This is a genomic window from Microbacterium sp. CFBP 8794 (assembly GCF_014841235.1).
Taxonomy (GTDB): domain Bacteria; phylum Actinomycetota; class Actinomycetes; order Actinomycetales; family Microbacteriaceae; genus Microbacterium.
On record NZ_JACYTT010000004.1, the window covers coordinates 1 to 20,486 of the forward strand.

Annotated in this window: 19 protein-coding genes; 9 read left to right on the forward strand and 10 right to left on the reverse strand. The window is 70.4% G+C overall.

Going from position 1 to position 20,486, the window contains the following annotated elements; all coding sequences use genetic code 11:
• Positions 1-376: 376 nt before the first annotated feature.
• The gene (gene mfd, locus IFU19_RS10915) at positions 377-3,964 is read right to left on the reverse strand and encodes a transcription-repair coupling factor (protein ID WP_191915727.1); all 3,588 of its coding nucleotides are present in this window, start codon (positions 3,962-3,964) and stop codon (positions 377-379) included.
• Positions 3,965-4,081: 117 nt separating this feature from the next.
• On the opposite strand from mfd, the gene IFU19_RS10920 reads away from it, so the two are divergent.
• Both IFU19_RS10920 and IFU19_RS10925 read left to right on the forward strand, forming a co-directional pair.
• Positions 4,082-4,564, forward strand: a complete 483-nt coding sequence (locus IFU19_RS10920) for a hypothetical protein (protein ID WP_191915726.1) — start codon at positions 4,082-4,084, stop codon at positions 4,562-4,564.
• A gap of 284 nt (positions 4,565-4,848) precedes the next feature.
• On the forward strand, positions 4,849-5,187 hold the full coding sequence (locus IFU19_RS10925) for a hypothetical protein (RefSeq protein ID WP_192013801.1): 339 nt from the start codon (positions 4,849-4,851) through the stop codon (positions 5,185-5,187).
• A 72-nt stretch (positions 5,188-5,259) separates the two neighbouring features.
• Here IFU19_RS10925 and pth read toward each other — a convergent pair whose 3' ends face one another.
• Both pth and IFU19_RS10935 read right to left on the reverse strand, forming a co-directional pair.
• Positions 5,260-5,844, reverse strand: a complete 585-nt coding sequence (pth, locus tag IFU19_RS10930; RefSeq protein ID WP_055839631.1) for an aminoacyl-tRNA hydrolase — start codon at positions 5,842-5,844, stop codon at positions 5,260-5,262.
• A gap of 107 nt (positions 5,845-5,951) precedes the next feature.
• Positions 5,952-6,578 carry a 50S ribosomal protein L25/general stress protein Ctc gene (locus IFU19_RS10935; RefSeq protein WP_055839634.1) on the reverse strand — a complete coding sequence of 209 codons (627 nt, stop codon included), beginning with the start codon at positions 6,576-6,578 and terminating at the stop codon, positions 5,952-5,954.
• Positions 6,579-6,970: 392 nt separating this feature from the next.
• Here IFU19_RS10935 and IFU19_RS16880 point away from each other — a divergent pair, with 392 nt between their 5' ends.
• A complete protein-coding gene (locus IFU19_RS16880; protein ID WP_268768484.1) occupies positions 6,971-7,096 on the forward strand; it encodes a hypothetical protein in 126 nt (41 codons plus the stop codon).
• Positions 7,097-7,102: 6 nt separating this feature from the next.
• Here IFU19_RS16880 and IFU19_RS10940 read toward each other — a convergent pair whose 3' ends face one another.
• Positions 7,103-7,813 carry a FadR/GntR family transcriptional regulator gene (locus IFU19_RS10940; RefSeq protein WP_055839637.1) on the reverse strand — a complete coding sequence of 237 codons (711 nt, stop codon included), beginning with the start codon at positions 7,811-7,813 and terminating at the stop codon, positions 7,103-7,105.
• A gap of 128 nt (positions 7,814-7,941) precedes the next feature.
• On the opposite strand from IFU19_RS10940, the gene IFU19_RS10945 reads away from it, so the two are divergent.
• From IFU19_RS10945 to IFU19_RS10970, 6 genes are all read left to right on the forward strand, one after another.
• Positions 7,942-9,345, forward strand: a complete 1,404-nt coding sequence (locus tag IFU19_RS10945) for a GntP family permease (RefSeq protein ID WP_192013803.1) — start codon at positions 7,942-7,944, stop codon at positions 9,343-9,345.
• 109 nt (positions 9,346-9,454) lie between these two features.
• On the forward strand, positions 9,455-9,937 hold the full coding sequence (locus IFU19_RS10950; RefSeq protein ID WP_055939295.1) for a gluconokinase: 483 nt from the start codon (positions 9,455-9,457) through the stop codon (positions 9,935-9,937).
• Positions 9,938-10,025: 88 nt separating this feature from the next.
• Entirely contained in the window at positions 10,026-11,621 is a 1,596-nt protein-coding gene (gene gndA / locus IFU19_RS10955; RefSeq protein ID WP_055839643.1) for an NADP-dependent phosphogluconate dehydrogenase, read from the forward strand.
• Positions 11,622-11,671: 50 nt separating this feature from the next.
• Positions 11,672-12,097 carry a VanZ family protein gene (locus IFU19_RS10960; protein ID WP_274604687.1) on the forward strand — a complete coding sequence of 142 codons (426 nt, stop codon included), beginning with the start codon at positions 11,672-11,674 and terminating at the stop codon, positions 12,095-12,097.
• A 5-nt stretch (positions 12,098-12,102) separates the two neighbouring features.
• Complete coding sequence (locus tag IFU19_RS10965; protein ID WP_055839647.1) at positions 12,103-12,837, forward strand: response regulator transcription factor; 735 nt, start codon at positions 12,103-12,105, stop codon at positions 12,835-12,837.
• Positions 12,834-14,363, forward strand: coding sequence for a sensor histidine kinase (locus IFU19_RS10970; protein WP_342343405.1), 1,530 nt, complete (start codon positions 12,834-12,836; stop codon positions 14,361-14,363). Before IFU19_RS10965 ends, IFU19_RS10970 begins: the two co-directional genes overlap by 4 nt.
• 10 nt (positions 14,364-14,373) lie before the next feature.
• Here the strand turns inward: IFU19_RS10970 and IFU19_RS10975 are convergent, their stop codons facing one another.
• The 6 genes from IFU19_RS10975 to glmU form a co-directional block, all read right to left on the reverse strand.
• Positions 14,374-14,850, reverse strand: coding sequence for an NUDIX domain-containing protein (locus IFU19_RS10975; protein ID WP_055839652.1), 477 nt, complete (start codon positions 14,848-14,850; stop codon positions 14,374-14,376).
• Between the two features lie 79 nt (positions 14,851-14,929).
• Positions 14,930-16,483, reverse strand: a complete 1,554-nt coding sequence (locus IFU19_RS10980) for a flavodoxin reductase (RefSeq protein WP_192013808.1) — start codon at positions 16,481-16,483, stop codon at positions 14,930-14,932.
• Complete coding sequence (locus IFU19_RS10985) at positions 16,480-17,358, reverse strand: FAD:protein FMN transferase (protein WP_192013810.1); 879 nt, start codon at positions 17,356-17,358, stop codon at positions 16,480-16,482. Before IFU19_RS10985 ends, IFU19_RS10980 begins: the two co-directional genes overlap by 4 nt.
• A gap of 5 nt (positions 17,359-17,363) precedes the next feature.
• A complete protein-coding gene (locus IFU19_RS10990; protein ID WP_192013812.1) occupies positions 17,364-17,858 on the reverse strand; it encodes an FMN-binding protein in 495 nt (164 codons plus the stop codon).
• A 154-nt stretch (positions 17,859-18,012) separates the two neighbouring features.
• A complete protein-coding gene (locus IFU19_RS10995; RefSeq protein WP_055839665.1) occupies positions 18,013-19,047 on the reverse strand; it encodes a ribose-phosphate diphosphokinase in 1,035 nt (344 codons plus the stop codon).
• Positions 19,037-20,485 carry a bifunctional UDP-N-acetylglucosamine diphosphorylase/glucosamine-1-phosphate N-acetyltransferase GlmU gene (gene glmU / locus IFU19_RS11000; RefSeq protein WP_192013814.1) on the reverse strand — a complete coding sequence of 483 codons (1,449 nt, stop codon included), beginning with the start codon at positions 20,483-20,485 and terminating at the stop codon, positions 19,037-19,039. Before glmU ends, IFU19_RS10995 begins: the two co-directional genes overlap by 11 nt.
• Position 20,486 lies beyond the last annotated feature (1 nt).

The window sequence follows — 20,486 nt, forward strand, 5'->3', positions numbered from 1 at the left end:
TCAAGGAACGGACGCACCCACAGAAACAATCTCTCGACCTACCCGTGAGGCAATTCACGCCTACGACCCACGACCCCTTGTCTCTCACCCTGGGACCTGTAGAAGATCAACGTCGTGAGAAGCGGGCCGAAGGCCAGACCAGAACGTTACACCATTCGATGTGTGTTCTGGGTGGTTCACCACTTGAGAGGATGCGGGGCCTTTCGGCCGAGCCGCTCTCCCCTGTGGGGCGAACAAGTAAAAGATTACGTGCGGGACACCGACTCGGCGAATCCAGCCACATCCCGGGCGTGTCACGGCGCCGGATCACCGGAATGACGCGGGATTCGCCGCTCCCCCGGAGACCCGCCCCGTCACGGGTGCGGGTCTCATCCGATCAGACCGACGCGGGCTCGGAGGCCTTGTCGACCGGCAGCGGCCAGAGGGCGTCGAGCAGCTGACGCACCCACGCGAGGAGGTTCGCATCATCGGCATCCTGCGGAAGCGGAACCACCATGGCGTCTCCCCCCGCGACGAGCTTCGCCTTGGGGTACAGGCGCTGAAGGCGCACCCGCATGGAGTCGGCGAGGTTCGCCGGTGCGACCCGCAGGTTCGACCCCATCGCGACCACGTCGGCGAGACCCGCTTGCGCGGCCCGCCGGCGAAGTCGAGCGACGGCGATGAGCCCCTCGACCTCGGCCGGTGGCTCGCCATACCGGTCGCGGAGCTCCTCGACCACCAGGTCGATGGCGTCGTTCTTGGCCGTGGCGGATGCCGCCGCCGACAGCTTCTGGTACGCCTCGAGGCGCAACCGCTCACTGTCGATGTAGAACTCCGGCAGACGCGCGTCGATCGGCAGCTCCAGACGGAGCTCGGTGGGGCCATCGACGTCTTCGCCGCGGAAGGTCGACACGGCCTCGCCGATCATGCGCAGGTACAGATCGAACCCGACGCCGGCGATGTGCCCGGCCTGCTCGGCACCGAGCAGGTTTCCCGCGCCGCGCAGCTCGAGGTCTTTCAAGGCGACCTGCATGCCGCTGCCCAGGTCGTTGTTGACGGCAATGGTCTCGAGACGGTCGGCCGCCGTCTCGGAGAGCGGCTTCATCTCGTCGTACAGGAAGTACGCGTAGGCACGATCGCGCCCACGGCCCACGCGTCCGCGCAGCTGGTGCAACTGCGAGAGTCCGTACTTGTCGGCCCGGTCGATGATGATCGTGTTGGCGTTCGAGATGTCGAGGCCGGTCTCGATGATCGTCGTCGAGACGAGCACGTCGGCCCGGCGCTCCCAGAAGTCGTCGACGACCTGCTCGAGGGCGTGCTCCCCCATCTGCCCGTGCGCGACCACGACGCGCGCCTCGGGGACGAGTTCGGAGAGATGAGCGGCGACCCGCTGGATGGACGACACGCGGTTGTGCACGTAGAAGATCTGTCCCTCGCGCAGGAGTTCGCGGCGGATGGCAGCCGCCACCTGCTTGTCGTTACGCGGACCCACGTACGACAGGATCGGATGCCGGTCCTCGGGCGGAGTCGCCAGCGTCGACATCTCGCGAATGCCGGTGACCGCCATCTCGAGCGTGCGCGGAATGGGCGTGGCGCTCATGGCCAGGATGTCGACGTTCGTCTTGAGCTTCTTGAGAGAGTCCTTGTGCTCGACGCCGAACCGCTGCTCCTCGTCGATGATCATGAGACCGAGGTCTTTGAAGTGCACCTTCTCGGTGAGGATGCGGTGCGTTCCGATGACCATGTCGACGGTGCCGTCGGCGATCCCCGCCAGCGTCGCCTTCGCCTCTTTGTCGCTCTGGAAGCGCGACAACGGCCTAACCGTGACCGGGAAGCCCGCGAAGCGCTCCGCGAAGGTCTCGAGGTGCTGTTTGACCAGCAGCGTCGTCGGCACGAGCATGGCGACCTGCTTGCCGTCCTGGATCGCCTTGAAGGCGGCGCGCACGGCGACCTCGGTCTTACCGAAACCCACGTCGCCCGACAGCAGGCGATCCATGGGGATCGGCTTCTCCATGTCGGCCTTGATCTCGTCGATCGTCTGCAGCTGGTCGAGGGTCTCGGCGAACGGGAAGGCCTCTTCGAGCTCGCGTTGCCAGGGGGTGTCGGGTCCGAAGGCGTACCCCTTCGACGCCATGCGCGCCGAATACAGCTTCACCAGTTCGACCGCGATGTCACGGACCGCCTTGCGTGCCCGCCCCTTCGCCGCGGCCCAGTCGCCTCCGCCCATCTTCGACAGCGTGGGCGCCTCGCCGCCGACGTACTTGGACAGCAGGTCGAGCTGGTCGGTGGGGACGAAGAGCTTGTCGCCCGGGTACCCGCGCTTGGCCGGGGCGTACTCCAGGACGAGGTACTCCTTGGTCGTCTTGACCGCGTTGCGCCCGCCGCTCGACACCTCGCGCTGCGTGAGTTCGAGGAACTTGCCGATGCCGTGGGTCGCGTGCACCACCACGTCGCCCGGCTTCAGCTGCAGCGGGTCGACGACGTTGCGGCGGCGCGACGCCAGCTTCTTCGGGCCGCGGTTGTCGCCGCTGACCGAACGACCGTAGAACTCGGTTTCGGTGATGACGGCGAACTTCGCCTCGGGCAGGTGGAATCCGCGTTCCAGCGGTGCGCACACGACGTGCGCGACCCCCGGCTCGGGGGGCGTGCGCACCTCGTCGACGCGTCGCGCCGCGATGCCGCGCTCGGCCAGCACGTCGCGCGCTCGATCGACCATGCCGGGGCCCGACGCGGTGACCACCACGGACCACCCGTCGGCCAAGAGCTGTCCGACGTGCGACGTCGCGCCGTCGACATTGCCCTGGTACGAGGGGACGGGATCGGCCTTCACCCGGTACGCGGACTCATCACCGACCACGAGGCCCTCGTCTTCGGCATCCGCTGCGCCCGAGTCGAACGCGCTCAGCTGCCACCACACGCCGCCACGTCCGCTCGAGATCTCGTGCAGGTCGTGCAGGGTGACGAAGTCGCCCGAGTCGAGGTCGACGGGGGTGTCGGCGCCGGCGGTCGCCGCCGACCACGCGGCCTCGAGGAACTCGCGGTTGGTGTCACCCAGCGTGGTGGCACGCGCCGTCGAGCGCTCGGGGTCGACCAGCGCCACCGCACTGCCGCCCGGGAGGTAGTGGACGAGGGTGACGAGGTCGTCGACCAGCACCGGGATGAGGGACTCCATGCCCTCAGCGGGGATGCCCTCGGCCATCTTCTCGAGCAGCTGACGCAGACCCGGGTAGCCGTCGCGCAGGTCGGCGGCACGGGAGCGCACCTCGGCGGTGAGAAGGAGTTCGCGGCTGGGGTTGAGCGACACGGATGCCACGTCTCCCGGCAGAGAGCGCTGGTCGGCGACCGAGAAGGCCCGGATCTGATCGACCTCGTCGCCGAAGAACTCGACGCGGAAGGGGTGGTCGGCCACGGTGGGGAACACGTCGAGGATGCCTCCGCGCACGGCGAACTCGCCGCGCCGCGAGACCATGTCGACGCGGTGGTAGGCCAGCTCGACCAGGCGCATGATGACGGACTCGAGCTCGTGACCGCGTCCGCCCACGACGAGTTCGATCGGCTCGACGTCGCCGAGGCCGGGGGCCAGCGGCTGCAGGGCGCTGCGCACCGAGGCCGTGACGACGAGGGGTGCCCGCCCATCCCACGCCGCGATCCGCCGCAGCACATCGAGGCGGCGTCCGACCGTCTCGGGGCTCGGGCTGAGCCGCTCGTGCGGCAGCGTCTCCCACGCGGGGAAATGGAGCACCTGCGCACCCGGAAGGACGGCGTCCAGAGCCGGACCGAGCGACTCGGCGCGTCGGCCGGTCGGGGTGATCACGAGGACGGCACCCGGCTCACCCGCCGCCCGGCGTCGTTCGACGAGGCCCGCGATGACGGGGGCGTCGAGTCCGTCGACGAGGGAGAGAGACAGGTCGGCGGAGGCCGCAGAAGCGGCCTCACGGTACGACTCAGCCTGCTCGAGGGCGCGCACGATCCCGGGAACTGTCACTCGCAGAAGTCTACGCGGGGGTACCGACATCGGACCCGGCTGGACAGTCGTGGTCGCCCGTGATCGACACCCGGATCCGGCTCACCGTCCGCTCGGGCGTTCTCGTAGAGTGGCCGCATGTCCTCTCCGAGCGCCCCGAACGGCCCGGTCTTCGCCGCACCGCACGTCGCGCCCCCGGCCGGCACGCTGCTGACTCCCCCGCCCGTCGCACGTCGAGGACGCCCCCTGGGAACCTGGGCGCTGCTGCTGTCGCTCATCGCCACGGTGCTGGCATCCGCCGTCGGAGGGTTCCTCGCCTTCCGCATCGCCCGGGGCGTCGGCCCCGACCTCCTGAACTCGACGACGGTCGACTGGCGGGTGTTCTCACCCGTACGCGACCTGGTCCTCGCCGCGGAGGTCACGTTCTGGACGGCCACCGTCATCGGCCTCATCGCCTTCGTGCTGGGCGTGGTGGCCACGGCCCGCGCCGCGGGTCGCGGCGCCGGCATCGGGGCGATCGTGGTGTCAGTGCTCGGCCCCCTTCTGTTCGCGGCGTTCATCGTGATCGCCGTCGTCGGTGGAGTCGCGACGATGCCGGCGGGCGGGGGCTCGGTCGTCTGAGCCCGCGCTACCGTGCTCCGGCGCGGCGCGTCCAGCCCGGGCGGTCACCCCGCCGTCGTTCCTACACTGGAGCGACGGGCGGATCCGGCCCGTCTCCGACCTGAGGAGGACACCGTGAGCAGCGTCACCCCACCGCCCCCCGAGCCCTACGACCCGCCCGTCGCGCGCGCCGGCGCCGCGGAGCCCGCGTACGGCGCACCCGCCGCACCGGCCTACGCTCCCCGCCGTCGTCCCGAGGGGCGAAGGGTTCGCGGACCCTGGGCCTCATCGCGTTCCTCGCGTCGATGGTCGGCGTGGTCGTCGGCATCGTCTGCGCCCTCATCGCGGGCCTGCAGAGCGGTTCCCTGGCGCAGTACGCCGACGCCAGCGGCGAGATCGACCCGAGCACCCTCCCGCCCGGTACCGAACAGACCGCCATCCTGATCGCCGTCCTCAGCGTGACGGCCTTCGCGGTCTACGGCATCTTCGGCCTCTGGGGCTTCATCCAGGGCATCGTCGCGGCGGTCAAGAACCGCGGACGCGGCTGGGGAATCGCCGCCGTGGTCATCGCCGTGCTCGGCGGCATCGCCGTCATCGTCGCCTTCGTGGGCGGGGTCGGCCTGGGAGTGGCGCCCAGCATGTGACACCGGCACATCGACGGCCCCGATCTCTCGAGACCGGGGCCGTCGTCGTTCGAACCCGCGCGGGTCGCGGTGTCAGCTGCGGGGGGCGTGGAAGCGCTGCTGCGCGGCCACCAGGCCCTCGTCGACGAGCATCTCCACCGCGTCCGCCGCATCGGACACGAGGATGGGGAGCGTCTGACGCTCGGTCGCGCTGAAGGGATCGAGCACCCAGTCCGCGGGATCCTGCCGCCCCACCGGCCGGCCGATGCCCACGCGCACCCGGGGGAACTCGGGCGTCGCCAGTGCCTTCGCGATGTCGCGCACCCCGTTATGGCCGCCGTGACCCCCGCCGGTCTTCAGCTTGATCGTGTCGTAGGGGATGTCGAGCTCGTCGTGCACGACGACCACGCGCTCGGGCTCGGTGCCGTAGAACCGGGCGAGGCCGGCCACCGGCCCGCCCGAGACGTTCATGAAGCTGTTGGGCTTGGCCAGCACGAGCTTCGCCGCGCCCGGCCGCAGCCAGGTCTCGACGACGCGCGCGTTCGCCTTGTGCGCGCGGAAAGCCTCGCGGCGGCGGGATGCCAGCTCATCCATGACCATCTGACCGATGTTGTGCCGGGTCGCCTCGTACCGCGGGCCGGGGTTGCCGAGACCGACGATCAGCCAGGTGTCTGCCATGGCATCCATCCTTCCGGGTCCGCGCTCGGACCCCGCACAGAGAAAACGAGGGGGCGCGAAAACGCGCCCCCTCGTGGTCGGCAGGCCGTGACGCGGCCCGCCGGAGATCAGTTCTGGTCGCCCTCGGCCTCTTCGGACTGCTCCTCGGCGACCTCTGCGTCGGCTTCGGCGATCTCTTCGTCGGCAGCGAGCGTGTCGAGGGGGACCGAGACGCCGATGATCAGCGTGTCGGGCTCGGTCACCAGAACCGCGCCGGCGGGGAGGGTCAGGTCGGCGGCGGTGATCTGCGTGCCGTCCTCGGCGCCCTCGACCGAGACCTCGATGTTCTGGGGGATGTGGGTGGCCTCGACTTCGAGCGACACCGTGGTGTTCTCGAGGTTGGCGACCGTGCCGGAGAAGGGCTCGCCGACGACCGTGACGGGCACGTCGACCTGGACCTTCTCGCCCTTGTTGATCACGATCAGGTCGATGTGCTCGATGATCTGACGCACGGGGTCCTTCTGCACGTCCTTGACGAGGACGAGCTGGCCCTTGCCGGCGATGTCGAGGTCGAGCAGCGCGTTGGCGCGACGGATGAGCAGCGCGACCTGGTGGCCGGGCAGCGCGACGTGCTGGGGCTCGGTGCCGTGACCGTAGATGACGGCCGGGATCTTGCCCGCGGCGCGGAGGCGACGGGCGAAGCCCTTGCCGAAGTTCTCACGGAGTTCCGCGACGACCTTGTTGTCTTCCGACATGATGTTCTCCTCGCGGGTACGTGTCCCGCAGCTTGTGAGCGGACCGGGTCCGCGCGTGTGTGGTCTGGATTCGACTCGAACGCGATCGCGTGAGGAAAGCCGGAAGCCTGCATCACCGCGTCGATCACGGATGCCGCGTGCACCTGACGGTGCGCGGCATTCCCTCGCCGAAGTTCCCCGGAAGTCTACCAGCGCGCGACCGTCGGCACGACCCGCCCGGAGGTGGGCCTCCTCGACGCCCACTCGGGGCTCGACGAGCTCCCGCGGCCACCGCCCCGATCACCCTCACCGATGCGTGCGGCACCGCCGGGTGCGGAGCCCCGGAGGCGCACGGCGTCGGTTCGGTGGGCGCGACGGTAGAGTCGAGAGGCCAATCGACCCGGAGGATCATCATGGACAGCGGCTTCTTCTCTCACGTCGTGCTCTGGGTCATCGGCGGCATCGCCGCGATCGGCCTGGTCGGCACGGTCGGCGCCCTCTTCACCCTGGGCCGCTCGGCGGCGTACAAGAAGCACTGACGCCGTTCAGTCCTCTCGGGCCACGCCCCGCATGGCGTCGTCCGCTTCGCGGACGATCCACCGCATCGCGTCGGCGGCCTCATCAGCACGCCCGGCGGTCACGGCGAACGCCACGTCCTGATGCCAGCGCACCGCGTGCGGGTTGGCGTCGTGCGGCATGAGTTCGTGCAGCGTGCGCCCGACGAGCACGGATTCGACGACCGTGCCCAGCGCGGCGAACATCGCGTTGCCCGACGCGGAGAGCAGCGTCCGGTGGAACCGCACGTCGGCCGCGAGGTACTCCCCGCCGTCGGCGTGGTTCTCGGTACGCGCCATCTCCATGACGGCGGAGACGAGCTCCCGACGCTGCGCGTCGTCGGCGTGGACCGCCGCCCCGTGCGCCGCGAGCGGCTCGATGGCCGCGCGCAGCTCGCCGAGTTCGCGCAGGTGCGCGTCGCGACCGGGTCCGGCGAGACGCCAGGCGATGATCTCCGGGGCGTAGACATTCCAGTCCGTCGCCGGCAGCACCTCGACGCCGGTCTTGCGTCGCACCCGCACCAGCCCCAGCGACTGCAGCACGCGCACCGCCTCGCGTCCGGCCCCGCGTGACGACCCCTCGGCGAGTTCTCCCGTGACCAGGCGGGACCCCGCGGCGATCTCGCCGCGCACGATGGCGGAGCCGACGCGGTCCACGAGTGCGTCGTGCAGCGTCGGCACGGGCGGACGGTCCATCGTCATCCCCCGATGATGACAGACGTCATCCGGACCGGCCGACATATTTGTCGTGCAGAATTCGTCATCCTGTGCTTTTATGTACGACAAATAGACCTGCGGTATCGCTGCCGCCCGCCGGACCAAGGACGCTCATGGCCATCACATCCCTCTCCCCCGTGCTCGTGCTCGCCGCCGCCGACAGCGGTCCCGCCGCGCCCGCCGGGCAGCTCATCACCGCCGCCCTCGTGGGCGTCGCACTCATCGTGGTGCTGATCACGTGGGGCAAGCTGCACCCCTTCCTCGCTCTCACCATCGGCGCCCTGACCACCGGTGTCGTGGCCGGCATGGCAATCCCCACCACCGTGACGAGCTTCACCGGAGGCTTCGGATCCACCATGGGCGGGGTCGGAATCCTCGTCGCCCTCGGCGCCATCTACGGCAAGCTCCTCGCCGACTCCGGAGGAGCGGACCGCATCGTCGACACCCTCGTCGCCCGCGCCTCCCCGCGCAGCCTGCCGTGGGTCATGGGGCTCATCGGCGCGATCATCGGACTGCCGATGTTCTTCGAGGTCGGCCTCGTGCTGCTGGTTCCCGTGATCATCCTCGTGGCCCGCCGCTCGGGTGTCGCGCTGATGAAGATCGCGATCCCCACCCTCGCCGGCCTGTCGGCCATGCACGGCCTCGTGCCCCCGCACCCCGGCCCCCTGGCCGCCATCGACGCTCTCGGCGCCAACCTCGGCCTCACCCTCTTCTTCGGCGTCATCGTGGCGATCCCCGCCGTCATCATCGCCGGCCCCCTGTTCGCGCCCCTCGCCGCCCGCTGGGCTCCGGTGCCCGTCCCCGAGCTCTTCCTCTCGGCCGAGGAGAAGGGAGACGAGCCCGCGCGACGCCCGTCGTTCGCCGCCACCCTCGGTAGCATCCTGCTGCCCGTCTTCCTCATGCTGCTCAAGGCCGTCGCCGACATCGTCGCGCCGGGCTCGACCGACGCGTGGAAGGTCGTCATCGACTTCCTGGGCCTGCCGATCATCGCGCTGCTGCTCGCCGTGCTCGTCGGCTTCGTCGTCCTCGGCCGCGGCGCCGGCTTCGATCGCGCCCGCCTCACGACCGTCGTCGGCTCCTCTCTCGGTCCGATCGCCGGCATCCTCCTCATCGTCGGCGCCGGTGGAGGCTTCAAGCAGGTCCTCGTCGACACGGGCATCGGCAAGGTGATCGCCGACCTCGTCGCCGGTTCCAGCGTGTCGGTCCTGCTGCTCGCCTGGCTCGTCGCCGTGGTCATCCGCGTGGCGACCGGCTCGGCCACGGTGGCGACCATCACCGCCGCCGGCATCCTCCAGCCGCTCACCGAGACGCTCGACGCCCCCATGACCGCGCTGCTCGTTCTGGCGATCGGTGCGGGATCGGTGTTCCTCAGTCACGTCAACGACGCCGGATTCTGGCTCATCAAGGAGTACTTCGGTCTCGACATCCCGATGACCCTGAAAACATGGACCGTGCTGGAGTGCGTGATCTCGGTCACGGGCCTGGCCGGCGTCCTCGTGATCAGCGTGTTCGTCTGAGTCGAGCGAAGGGAACCCCGACATGACCTCCACACCGACCTCTGCCGCACACGTCGACCCCGAACGGGCCGCCGCGTCGTCGGCATCCGCTCCCCCCGTCCTCGTGTTCATGGGACCCGCCGGAACCGGCAAGTCCACGGTCGCCGGCATGCTCGCCGGTCGCCTCGGCTGGGACTTCCAAGAGGGCGACGACCTGCACCCGCAGGAGAACGTCGCCAAGATGGCGGCCGGTCACGCGTTGAACGACGACGACCGCTGGCCCTGGCTCGACCGGGTCGCCGGCTGGATCGACGGGCAGATCGCCGCCGGACGCCCCGGCGTCATCACGTGCTCGGCGCTCAAGCGCAGCTACCGCGACGTGCTGCGGCGCGAGCAGGTGTCGTTCGTGCTGCTGATGGGCGACCCGAAGCTCGTGCTCGAACGTCTCCTGCGCCGCCAGGGCCATTACATGCCGCCGTCGCTGCTGACGTCGCAGTTCGAGACCCTCGAGATCCCGGATGCCGACGAGCAGGCGATCCGCATCGACCTCGACATGACGCCCCAGGAGCAGGTCGACGAAGCCATCGCCCTGCTCCGCCTCGCCACCCCCTGAGAGACACGCGGGTCGAGCCGATACAGTGGCAGCGGCAGCCCGCGTGCGCTCGCCCACCCCTTTCTCGCACCCGAATACGGAGCAACGAATGACGTCGACCCCCTCCCCGACCGGACCTTCGACCGACCAGGATCAGGCCCCTCACGAAGCCGCCCAGGTGCACGAGGGTGCGCCCGGCATCGAAGAGGTGGACCGCCCCACCGTCGAGGCCGACTCCCGCCCCCAGGGCGAGGGCGACGGCCGCGCCAACATCGGCGTCGTGGGCCTGGCCGTGATGGGCTCGAACCTCGCGCGCAACCTCGCCAGCCGCGAGGGCAACACGGTCGCGGTGTTCAACCGCAGCGCCGACAAGACCGAGCACCTCGTCGAGGCGCACCCCGAGGCCGAATTCGTGCCCTCGTTCTCGTACGCCGACTTCGCGGCGTCGCTGTCGGTTCCGCGCACGGCGATCATCATGGTCAAGGCCGGCCGCCCCACCGACTTCGTCATCGACGAGCTGGTGAAGGTGTTCGAGCCGGGCGACATCATCGTCGACGGGGGCAACGCGCTCTTCACCGACACGATCCGCCGCGAGAAGGCCGTGCGCGACACGGGCATCAACTACGTCGGGATGGGCGTCTCGGGCGGAGAAGAGGGCGCGCTGCTCGGCCCCTCGATCATGCCCGGCGGCTCCGACGAGGCCTGGGCCACCCTCGGCCCCATCCTGAAGTCCATCGCCGCGGTCGCCGAGGGCGAGCCGTGCGTGGCGCACGTCGGCCACGACGGCGCGGGCCACTTCGTGAAGATGGTGCACAACGGCATCGAGTACGCCGACATGCAGCTCATCGCCGAGGCGTACGACCTCATCCGTCGCGCCACCGGCAAGAGCCCGGCCGAGATCGCCGACGTGTTCGCCGAGTGGAACCGCGGGGAGCTCGAGTCGTACCTCATCGAGATCACCGCCGAGGTCCTGCGCCAGACCGACGCCGACACCGGCAAGCCCCTGGTCGACGTCATCCTCGACCAGGCCGGCGCCAAGGGCACCGGCGCCTGGACGGTGCAGACCGCCCTCGACCTGGGCGTCCCCGTCTCTGGCATCGCCGAGGCCACCTTCGCCCGGTCGCTGTCGAGCCACCCCGAGCAGCGCGAGGTCTCGCGCGAGCTCCCCGGCCCCTCGGGCACGGACGTGCTCGCGGGCGCCGACGCCGACGCGTTCATCGAGCAGGTGCGCCTGGCGCTGTACGCCTCGAAGATCGTCGCGTACAGCCAGGGCTTCGACGAGATCCGCGCCGGTGCCGCCCAGTACGACTGGAACATCGACCTGGGCGCCGTGTCGAAGCTGTGGCGCGGCGGCTGCATCATCCGCGCGCAGTTCCTCAACCGCATCGCCGAGGCCTACGACGCCGCCCCCGAGCTGCCCGTGCTGCTGACCGCTCCGTACTTCGTCGAGGCCCTGGGCCGCGCGCAGGACGCGTGGCGTCACATCGTCTCGCTGTCGGCCGACAGCGGCATCCCGGCCCCCGCGTTCAGCTCGTCGCTGGCGTACTACGACGGCCTGCGCGCCGAGCGCCTGCCCGCCGCCCTCATCCAGGGTCAGCGCGACTTCTTCGGGGCGCACACGTACCGCCGCATCGACAAAGAGGGCACGTTCCACACCCTCTGGTCGGGCGACCGCACCGAGATCGAAGCCGAGGACACCCACTGATCAGGGCCCTCTCGAAGCGGCGGCGAGCACTGCTCGTCGCCGCTTCGGCGTTGTACGCGTTCGGTCTCTGGTGGATGACGCTGCGCCCCTCGATCTACGACGCCGGTGTGGGCGGCATCCTCACCGCCGTCCTGCGCGTGCTGGCGGCGTGGCCGCCCACCGCGTGGGTCACGTTCGATGTGGTGGAGTCCGCCTCGAACGTGGCGATGTTCGTCCCCCTGGGACTGCTCGTGCTCGGCTGGGGCGGGCGGTGGTGGCACGGCATCCTGATCGCGCTGCTGCTGAGCATCGCGATCGAGACCACCCAGCTGGTGTTCCTTCCCACGCGCGTCGCCGATGCGCACGACGTCGTCGCGAACACCCTCGGGGCCGGTCTCGGCGTGGTCGCGCTGGTACTTCTCAGGCGCCTGCTGCCCGGCTCTCAGGATTCCCATAACCCACGCCATAGAAAGCTCATAGATACGCGAGCACAATGAGTTCCATGACCGCGACCGCCCCCGCCCCCGCCTTCACCCGCCCCGACGGGAGCGCCCTGCGGGTGCTCGTCGTCGACGACGAGCAGATGCTCACCGATCTGCTCTCGATGGCCCTGCGCATGGAGGGTTGGGAGGTGCGCACCGCCGGGTCGGGCTTCGACGCCCTGTCGGCCGCCCGCGACTTCGAGCCCGATGCCATGGTGCTCGACATCATGATGCCCGACCTCGACGGCATGGCGGTGTTGCAGCGACTGCGTCACTCGGGCAACGACGTGCCCGTGCTCTTCCTCACTGCGAAGGACGCGGTGGCCGACCGCGTCGCCGGTCTCACCGCGGGCGGCGACGACTACGTCACCAAGCCGTTCAGCCTCGAAGAGGTCGTGGCGCGGCTCCGGGGCCTCATGCGGCGCGCGGGCACCGCACTCACCCGCGACTCCGAGCCCATCCTGCGCGTCGGCGACCTGTCGCTCAACGAAGACAGCCACGAGGTCGTGCGCGGGGGCCACGAGATCGAGCTCACGGCGACCGAGTTCGAGCTGCTGCGCTTCCTCATGCGCAACCAGCGGCGCGTGGTGTCGAAGGCGCAGATCCTCGACCGCGTCTGGAACTACGACTTCGGCGGACGCTCCAGCGTCGTCGAGCTGTACATCTCGTACCTGCGCAAGAAGATCGACGCCGGCCACGAGCCGCTCATCCACACGGTGCGCGGCGTCGGCTACATGATCAAAGCCCCCCAGTGAGCATTCCCCCGCGGCCGGCGCCGCCCGCCGCGACCGCGGGTGAGAGGTTCACGCGCCTCCGTCGACCCTGGACCCTGCAGGCGCGCCTGATGACGGCGGTCATCGGCATGGTGGCGTTCATCCTCGTGATGATCGGCATCTCGACCAGCGCGATCCTCAGCCAGATCCTCTTCTACAACCTCGACGCCTCGGTCACCGACGCCGCCTCTTCGGTGCAGTCGCAGATCGGATTCCAGAGCACGGCCGAAGAGGTGCTCGAGGCGGGCCCCCGCGACCCGGGCACCCTGCTCGTGATGAACTCGCGCAACTCCCTCACCGGCGCCGTGGTCAGCGACGGCGGCGCGCGGGCCCTGACCACCGACGACCTCGGGCAGATCGCCGACAGCCTGCGCTCCACCGACCCCGCCGCGCAGACGGTGAACCTGCCCAACCTCGGCGAGTACCTCGTGCGCTCCTACAGCTCACCCGGCGGGGTCGCCTTCTTGGTCGGGCTCCCCCTGTCCAACGTCACGGGCTACATCGGGGCCATCCTCACCACCGTCGCCCTCGTGACCGCCGGCGGCCTGCTGCTGCTCGCCGTCGTCATCGCCATCGTCATCCGCCTGGGGCTCAAGCCGCTACGCGCCGTCGCCGAGACCGCCACCCGCGTCGCCTCGTTGCGCATGGACCAGGGCGACGTGTCGATCACCGAGCGCGTCCCCGCCGACCAGGTCGACGAGCACACCGAGATCGGTCAGGTCGGCCTCGCCCTCAACTCCCTCCTCGACACCGTCGACGCCTCGCTGACCGCTCGCCAGCGCAATGAGGAACTCATGCGCCGCTTCGTGGCGGATGCCAGTCACGAACTGCGCACGCCCCTGGCATCCATCCGCGGGTTCTCGGAGCTGTCACTGCGCGCCATGCGCCAGGCGCACGACGACGAGAGCCGCCAACGTATCGAGCTGGCCGTCGAGACCACCGAGCAGTCGCTCGAACGCATCCAGGCGCAGTCGCTGCGCATGACGACGCTCGTCGAGGACCTGCTGCTGCTGGCACGCCTCGACGAGGGGCAAGAGCTCGTCTACGGGTCGGTCGACCTCACCCGCCTCGCCGTGGAGGCCGTCGGCGACGCGCGTCCCGCCGGACCCGACCACGCCTGGACCATCGACGTGCCCGACCAACCGGTCGAGCTCGCCGGCGACTCCTCGCGTCTGCACCAGGTCGTCGCGAACCTCCTCGCCAACGCCCGCACGCACACGCCGGCGGGCACCGTGGTGGCCGTCTCGGTCGCCCACGAGGGCGACGAAGCCGTACTGCGCGTGCACGACGACGGCCCCGGGATCGACCCCTCGGTCGCCGCGCAGTTGTTCGAGCGCTTCGCCCGCGGCGATCGCTCCCGCGACCGCAAGACCGGCGGAACGGGTCTGGGGCTCTCGATCGCCCGCGCGATCGTCGAGGCGCACAACGGCACGATCGGCGTGCGGAGCACGCCCGGTGACACGACCTTCGAGGTGCGCCTGCCCGCGAAGCCCGCCGACCCCGTGTGAGCCGACGCGCTCAGTCGGCGCGGCGCTCGAAACGCGCGGGACCGGTCTGGCGGGCGGCGCGCACGCGCCCGGCCATCTCGGCGTCGAGGAGGGCGTCGACCTCGTCGAGGGCGAACCAACCGACCTCGGTCATCTCGCCGTCGACCGGCACCGGCTCGCCCGAGCGCCACGTGCAGGCGAAGACCAGGTCGAGGTAGTCGCTCTGATCGCCGTTGTCGTACGTCACGCGCGGGATCTGGTGCACCCATACCAGTCGGTCGACGTCGATGCGCACGCCGGCCTCTTCCTCGGCCTCGCGCGCCGCGGCATCGGCCGGCTCCTCACCCGGGTCGACGATGCCGGTGATCGGGGTGAGCCGACCCGAGTCGCTGCGGCGACCGAGCAAGACGTCGTCGCCGCGGACGATCACCGCGGTGACGCCGACGAGCGGCAGGGGCATGGTGCCGACGTGGCGGCGCAGCTCGAGGACGAAGTCGGGAGTGGGCACGCGTTCACTGTAGACCGAGCCCGGCGGACGGCCGGGTCGATCCCCCGCCGCCCGCCGCCGCATACGCCACCTCGGCCGCTCAGTACCCCGCGAACGCGTCGGTCGTGAGCGACTTCGCCTTCCCCAGGGCGGGTGCGAGAGCCGCGATCAATCGCGGCGGGCCCGACACGTAGGCCGCACGCTGCGCAAGGTCGGGAACGGCGCGCAGGAGCCCCTCGGCATCCACCCGATCGGGTCCCGCCCAGACCCACCCGGCCGGCAGATCGACCGGCTCGTCGGGCGAGAACACCACGACCGGGCTGCCACTGGCGACGATGTCGTCGCGGAACGCGAGCTCGTCCGACCCCGACACGACATAGGCGAGCACCGCGTCGCGACGCTGACCCGTGGCGGCGAGGTGCCGCAACTGCGACACGAACGGGGTCACGCCGATGCCGGCCGCCACCATCAACACGGGCGCCGTGGGGCGTGCGGGGAGCACGAAGTCGCCCCACACGCCGGTCACCGCGAGCGTTCCGCCGGGCTCGACCGCGGCGAGGGCCTTTTTGTACGACGACTGCGAACCGTCCTTGAAGGCGATGCGCACCTCGGGCAGGTCTTCGGGGGCCGACGCGATCGAGAACTCTCGGCGCGTTCCGCGCCCGTCGGGGCGACGGTGGGGCACATCGAGCTCGAGGTACTGCCCGGGCGAGAACGAGAAGGGTCGCGCCGCGTGGAACGTCAGTTCGCGCACGGTGGGAGTGAGGTCCCGCCGCCGCTCCACACGCAGCCGCACCGCGGCACGCAGGCAGAACAGGAACGCCACGAGGTTTCCGATCAGCAGGGCGCGCTCCTGACCGAGCGTGATCGCGCCGACCGCCAGCGGCCAGCCGGCCAGCACGCCGACCACGACCGCCACGACGTACTGCTGCGCGCGGCGCGGGGGCAGCGTCAGGGGCTCCGAGAGCATGAAGGCCCCCAGGAACAGGAACGGCGACGAGAACGCGACCTGCAGCAGCACAGCCGGCACATCGACGGGGAATCCCGCCGACTGGAACTGCACCGTCGTGCGCACGAAAGCGACCGTCATGGCCACGAGCCAGAAGGTCACGACCACGGGGAGCTTGTCGGTGCGCACCAGCAGCAGCACGCCCAGCACGAGGACGGGGGCCGCCATCCACGGCGAGCCGACCCACCAGGCGGAGGAGCCCAGATCGGGCGCCCAGATGCTGACGATGGTCAGCACGGCGGCTCCCGTGGCGGCCGGGTTGAAGATGTGGCGCCCGCGCCAGGCGAGCAGGTACTTCGATGCGGATGCCACGACACCCGCGAGCACGAGACCGGCGAGGCCGATGGGCTCCAGCGTCGGCCGCAGCACGAACAGCAGGATCGCGGCGGTGATCAGCGAGGACTCGAGCCGGCGCGGCATCCGGAGCAGGCTCTGCGCCGCGAGATCGGTGAAGGCGCACGCGAGCGCGAGCACCACCGCGCTGACGACGATCTCGAGCGGCTGCGGACCGACCTGGCCGGCGAACGACAGCACGAGCGCGATCAGCGCCAGAAGGCCCAGTGAGAACATCACGAGCCGGTACATCGAGACCCGGCCGATCAGGCCGAGCACGCGGGTGGAACCCGCGGTGAGGGTGGTGGTCACGAGAAGACCTCTCCGTCGAATCCGGGCGACCACTCCACGCGGCCGTCGGTACGCATGCGCACCCAGTGCGCCTTCCAGGTGGCGGCGAGCTCGGGCCCGCCGTCGAAGAACAGTGCCGTCGCGAGGGCGTCGGCCCGCATCGCGGTGTCGGCGAGCGCCCAGGTCGCCGCGAAGGCGCGCACGGGCGCTCCCGTCCGGGCGTCAAGGACGTGATGAAGCCCGTCTCCCCACGCGCGTCGGTTGATCGCCGAGGCGCACAGCGCGCCGTCGACCACGGTGGCCACGCCGATCGCGCGCGTCGAATCGTAGGGGTGCTCGAGGGCGACACGGATCGGGGCTCCGCTCGCGGCCAGGTCTCCCGACCCGTCGACCACGACGTCGCCGTCGACGTGACGACGCACGGTCTCGTGCACGAGGTCGACCAGCCGACCCTTGCCGAGGGCACCGACGTCGATCGTCGCGGGTGAACCCAGGGCAAGCTGATCGTTCCCCCACGTCAGGGTGTCGCGCCACGACGGTGCGGGCTGCGGCTCACCCCGGGGGGCGAGCGTGAGTCGCGCGTCGTAGCCCAGACGGGCCAGCGAGTCGCCGACCAGCGGGTTGACCGCCCCGGCCGTCGCGGCGTCGAGCTCGTCGTACATCGAGAGCATGGCGTGCGCGTCGTCGGGGGCGGGCACGGATGCCGCCCGGCCCTCGGCGAGGGCCGACACCAGCGAGTCGTCGCGGAATCGCGACCACTCCCGGTCGAAACGCTCGACGACGGCCGACACCGCGCCGCGGGCGATCGAGGGCAGGGGGTGCGCCGTCTCGATCGCCCACGACGTGCCGATCGCGTCGAAGACCCAGGTCGAGCCCGTCGCGGTCGGAGTGGACACGAGGGTCAGGCCTTCGCCTCGGTCTTGATGGTGTCGACGGCCTTCATGAATCCGCCGCTGGTCAGCGACGAACCGGCCACCTTGCTCACCGAGATCTCGTCGAGCTTCTTGCCGACGACCTCGTCCTTGATCCCGCCGATGAACTCGCCCTGGTAGCGCTGCGATTCGGCCGCCTGCGGGTCGCCCGTCACCGTGACGTCGGTGACGGTGTCACCGGCCAGGACGAGGGTGACGTCGATGGTCTCGACGCTCTCGGGGGTGGCGTACTGACCGGTGGCCTCATACGTGCCGTCCGAGTAGGTCCCCGCGGCCGTCGAGCCGCCGGCGGCAGCGCTCGCGGTGGCGCTGGGAGCAGCGCTCGCGGCGCTGGTCTCGGCGGGGGCCGCGGCGTCGGTGGTGGTGGTACCGCCGGAGCATCCGGCGAGGGTGACGATTCCGGCGACGCCCAGCAGGGCGGTGCCGATGCGGACGGGACGGGGTACGGCTGTGGTGCGGATCATGAGGGTCCTCCTTCGGTCGTGCCTCGCGGCGCGTTCGTTCTCACGGTAGGGACACGACCTTGGTGGCGTTCCGGTTCACACCTTTGTGCGGGCTGTGAACGAGGACGCGAAAACCCCCGCCTCGAACCGCAGGCGGGGGTTTTCGAACGGTCCCTTACGCGTCGCCGCCGAACATGCTCGTGACCGAGCCGTCCTCGAAGACCTCGTGGATCGCGCGGGCCAGCAGCGGCGCGATCGGCAGCACCGTGAGCCGGTCGAAGCGGCGCTCGGGCGGCAGCGGAACGGTGTCGGTGACGACGACCTCGTCGATCGCGGCATCCTGCAGTCGCTCGGTGGCCGGGTCACTGAAGATCGCGTGGGTGGCGGCGACGATGACCTTGCGGGCACCGGCGGCCTTGAGCGCCTGCGCGGCCTTCTGGATCGTGCCGCCGGTGTCGATCATGTCGTCGACCAGCAGGCAGGTGCGGCCGTTCACGTCACCGACGATCTCGTGCACCGAGACCTGGTTGGCGACCTTCGGGTCACGGCGCTTGTGGATGATCGCGAGCGGCGCGCCCAGGCTGTCGGACCAGGTGTCGGCCACCCGCACGCGGCCCATGTCGGGCGAGACGACCGTGAGGGTCTCGCGGTCTTCGCCGGTGAGCGTGTGCTGGAAGTGCTCGAGCAGCACGGGCTTGGCGAAGAGGTGGTCGACGGGGCCGTCGAAGAAGCCCTGGATCTGCGCCGCGTGCAGGTCGACGCTCATGATGCGGTCGGCACCGGCCGTCTTCAGCAGGTCGGCGACGAGACGGGCGCTGATCGGCTCACGGCCGCGGCCCTTCTTGTCCTGCCGCGAGTACGGGAAGTACGGAGCGACGACCGTGATGCGCTTGGCCGAGGCGCGCTTGAGCGCGTCGAGCATGATGAGCAGCTCCATGAGCCACTCGTTGACCGGCGGCCCGAAGGACTGGATGACGAAGACGTCGCACCCGCGGATCGACACCTCGAAGCGGGTGTAAATTTCGCCCGAGGCGAAGGTGCGGTGCTCGGTGGGGGCCAGTTCGGTGCCCAGGTGATGGGTGACCTGTGCGGCGAGGTCGAGGTGCGAGCGTCCGGACGCGACGACCAGCCGCTTCTTCGTCTTGGCGACGAGGCCGGGGGCGATGCCGTTGTCGCGGTCGAGATCTACACGATTCTTCTTACGAGCCATCGGCCGCTTCCTGTTCAGCCCGGGCCCGCGCGGCCACGTCGGCCGCCGCAGTGCCCGGTCGGTTCTTCTCGACCCACCCCTCGATGTTGCGCTGGGGTGCCACGCTGAGCGCCAACGCACCGGCGGGGACGTCCTTGCGGATGACGGCGCCGGCGCCCGTCTTGGCGCCGTCTCCAATCGTAACCGGCGCGACGAAGACGTTGTGCGAGCCGCTGTGCACCTCGTCGCCGATCACGGTGCGGTGCTTGGTGAGATCGTCGTAGTTCGCGGTGATCGCTCCCGCGCCGAGGTTGACCCCGCGACCGATGTCGGTGTCGCCGATGTACGACAGGTGGGGCACCTTGCTGCCCTCGCCGATGGAGGAGTTCTTCACCTCGACGAACGTGCCGACCTTGCCGTTCACGCCGACGCGGGCATTGGCGCGCAGGTAGGCGAAGGGGCCGACGGTGGCTCCCGCTTCGACGACCGCGAGCGTTCCGTCTGTGCGCGTGATGGTGACGTCTTCGCCCACCTCGCAGTCGACGAGGGTGGTGTCGGGTCCGATCGTGGCGCCCGAGGCGATCACGGTGGCACCGCGCACGTGCGTGTTGGGCAGGATCGTGACGTCGGGGGCCAGCGTCGCGGTGACGTCGATCCAGGTCGTGGCCGGGTCGACGACGGTGACACCCTCGAGCTGCCACCGGCGCACGGTGCGGGCGTTGAGGGTGCGCCCCGCCTCCGACAGCTGCACACGGTCGTTGACGCCGAGGGCCGCGGAGGCATCGGGGGTGACGGATGCCGCGACCCCGAGCTGCGCGTCGCGGAGGAGCCCGATCACGTCGGTGAGGTACTTCTCGCCCTGGGCGTTCGCGGTCCCCACGAGCGCCAACTGCGCGCGCAGGGGCGCTGCCTGGAAGACGTAGACGCCCACGTTGATCTCGGTGACCGCGGCCTCGTCGGCCGTGGCGTCTTTCTGCTCGACGATGCGGCGGACGCCGTCGGCGTCGTCGCGGATGATGCGGCCGTAGCCGAACGGCTGGTCGACGCGGGCGCTCAGGAGGGTGACCGCCGACCCTCCCGTGCGGTGAGTGGCGAGCAGCTCGGTGAGCGTTCCGGTCTCGAGCAGCGGCACGTCGGCGCTCAGCACGAGCACGTCGCCCTCGAACCCGCCGAGCGCCTCCAGCGCGGCCTCGACCGCGCGGCCGGTGCCGGGGACCTCGTCTTGATCGACGACGACGACACCCGGGGCGAGCTCGGCGACGGTGTCGGCGACCAGCTGCCGCTCGTGTCGCACGACCACGACGATGCGCGCCGGGTCGAGGGACGCCGCGGTGTCGAGCACGTGACCGACGAGCGGACGACCACCGACGGGGTGCAGCACCTTGGGGGTGCGCGACCGCATGCGGGTACCTTGACCCGCGGCGAGGACGACGACGGCGAGCTCGGTCGGTGATGTCATG

Coding starts and splice junctions, on each gene's coding strand:
- IFU19_RS10920 (WP_191915726.1), top strand. CDS start 4,082: ATGTCCTCTCCGAGCGCCCCGAACGGCCCGGTCTTCGCCGCACCGCAC.
- IFU19_RS10925 (WP_192013801.1), top strand. CDS start 4,849: ATGGTCGGCGTGGTCGTCGGCATCGTCTGCGCCCTCATCGCGGGCCTG.
- pth (WP_055839631.1), bottom strand. CDS start 5,844: ATGGCAGACACCTGGCTGATCGTCGGTCTCGGCAACCCCGGCCCGCGG.
- IFU19_RS10935 (WP_055839634.1), bottom strand. CDS start 6,578: ATGTCGGAAGACAACAAGGTCGTCGCGGAACTCCGTGAGAACTTCGGC.
- IFU19_RS16880 (WP_268768484.1), top strand. CDS start 6,971: ATGGACAGCGGCTTCTTCTCTCACGTCGTGCTCTGGGTCATCGGCGGC.
- IFU19_RS10940 (WP_055839637.1), bottom strand. CDS start 7,813: ATGACGATGGACCGTCCGCCCGTGCCGACGCTGCACGACGCACTCGTG.
- IFU19_RS10945 (WP_192013803.1), top strand. CDS start 7,942: ATGGCCATCACATCCCTCTCCCCCGTGCTCGTGCTCGCCGCCGCCGAC.
- IFU19_RS10950 (WP_055939295.1), top strand. CDS start 9,455: ATGGGACCCGCCGGAACCGGCAAGTCCACGGTCGCCGGCATGCTCGCC.
- gndA (WP_055839643.1), top strand. CDS start 10,026: ATGACGTCGACCCCCTCCCCGACCGGACCTTCGACCGACCAGGATCAG.
- IFU19_RS10965 (WP_055839647.1), top strand. CDS start 12,103: ATGACCGCGACCGCCCCCGCCCCCGCCTTCACCCGCCCCGACGGGAGC.
- IFU19_RS10990 (WP_192013812.1), bottom strand. CDS start 17,858: ATGATCCGCACCACAGCCGTACCCCGTCCCGTCCGCATCGGCACCGCC.
- IFU19_RS10995 (WP_055839665.1), bottom strand. CDS start 19,047: ATGGCTCGTAAGAAGAATCGTGTAGATCTCGACCGCGACAACGGCATC.
- glmU (WP_192013814.1), bottom strand. CDS start 20,485: ATGACATCACCGACCGAGCTCGCCGTCGTCGTCCTCGCCGCGGGTCAA.